2 protein-coding genes and 1 pseudogene are annotated in these 807 nt (G+C 59.1%); all 3 read left to right on the forward strand.

Going from position 1 to position 807, the window contains the following annotated elements; genetic code table 11:
• Positions 1-109, forward strand: a pseudogene (locus tag SB4_RS19820) (IS5/IS1182 family transposase); the annotation flags it as partial.
• Positions 110-161: 52 nt separating this feature from the next.
• The gene (locus SB4_RS17040) at positions 162-557 is read left to right on the forward strand and encodes a hypothetical protein (RefSeq protein ID WP_058753537.1); all 396 of its coding nucleotides are present in this window, start codon (positions 162-164) and stop codon (positions 555-557) included.
• Between the two features lie 65 nt (positions 558-622).
• A partial coding sequence (locus SB4_RS20220; RefSeq protein ID WP_206598025.1) for a hypothetical protein occupies positions 623-807 on the forward strand: 185 nt, incomplete at its 3' end.

Raw genomic sequence — 807 nt, forward strand, 5'->3', positions numbered from 1 at the left:
TTTCTGCCGTCTCAAGGACTTCCGCCGTGTCGCTACCCGCTACGATAAACTCGCCGTCAACTTCCTCTCAGGCGTCGCCATCGCAACCGCGCTCGCATTCTGGCTCTGATTGAGTCTCAGCCCTAGGGCCGGGAACAGGCGATCCGCTCTCGAGAATCGAGATGGCGGTGTTGCGCCTGAAGCAACTCGAAAAGAAACGCAGCGCGCCGCGAGAGCGCTTCGCGTTGCTCGATTTCGACCAGGCCGAGCGTGACCCGCACCGGGCCGAGCGCGCGCGCAAACTCGCAGCTGACAATGCCATCGTGATTCTCTGGCAACGGCCCTGTTTTGAGGCCGTGCTGCTTCGCCATTTGGAAGGCAAGGCGGCGCATCGCCCGCCTGACACGCCAGGGGCGGTGAAGGCGTTGCAAAAGGAATGGGCGGGGTATGAGAAACCAATGACGCGCGCCAACCTCGCGAAGCGCATCGATTTGGCCGCGGTGCTTCGTGCGGCAGGCGTGGAGCCCGATTTGACCGCGATGCTACGGTGCATCGGTCTGATTGTCGATCGAGGGTAAAAATGGTGTCGTGATCTTCGACCATCCTACGTGCAGCGTCGCCAGACCTAAACGGAGAGTTTTCAATGCGAGACGGAGCAGTAACATCGCTGGATGAAGCCACTAAAGAGCGGTATATTCCATTCTCCATAGACCGCTACCGCGCTCTGCCACTCGCCATCCTGCGCCAGACCGGCCCGAACATCGCCGGCAAAACTCTCACATGTTCAGTTGCTTACCACGTTCATAAAGTAAATTCTGTTGGGCATGA

This window comes from Sphingomonas sanguinis (assembly GCF_001476905.1).
GTDB classification, from domain to species: Bacteria; Pseudomonadota; Alphaproteobacteria; order Sphingomonadales; family Sphingomonadaceae; genus Sphingomonas; species Sphingomonas sanguinis_B.